The following is a 520-nucleotide window of genomic DNA, read 5'->3' as shown; positions in this document are numbered from 1 at the left end:
CCCGCGCTGCACGGCGCGGCGCCGCTGACGGGCGCGGCCGACGCGACCGGCGCGGCCGACGTTGCCTGGCTGCGACTGGACGGCGCGCCGATGCGGCACGGGGACTGGGCCGATCCCGGTGCGCGCGGCCTGGCGATGCTGCTGCACGCGGCGGGGGACCGCGCGCTGGTCGCGATCCAGGGCGGCGATGCGCCGGCGACGCTGTCTCTGCCGCCACCACGGCCCGGCCATCGCTGGCGGCTCCTGGCCGACAGCGGTGACCCGGCACGGACCGGCATGGCGGACGGGACGCACGCCCTCGCGCCGCGCAGCGTCGCCTGGTTCGGCGAGGACGCGCCGGCGCCACGGCCGCCCGCCGCGGCCAATCCGTCGCTGCTGGGGGAGCTCGCGCGCGAAGCGGGCATCGACACCGCCTGGCACGACATCGCCGGCACGCGCCACGCGGTGCCGGAGGGCACGCTGCGCGCGCTGCTCGACGCGCTCGGCCTGCCCGCAGGGACGGCCGCGCAGGCGCGCGACA

1 pseudogene is annotated in these 520 nt (G+C 80.2%); it reads left to right on the top strand.

Annotated elements, in window-relative coordinates:
• Nucleotides 1–520: pseudogene (locus HW577_RS26315) on the top strand (hypothetical protein); the annotation flags it as partial.

Origin of the sequence: Neoroseomonas rubea (genome assembly GCF_016106015.1) — a bacterium.
GTDB lineage: Bacteria > Pseudomonadota > Alphaproteobacteria > Acetobacterales > Acetobacteraceae > Neoroseomonas > Neoroseomonas rubea.
Note: the sequence above shows the minus strand (reverse complement) of the source record. Positions and strands in the feature narration are given on the sequence as shown.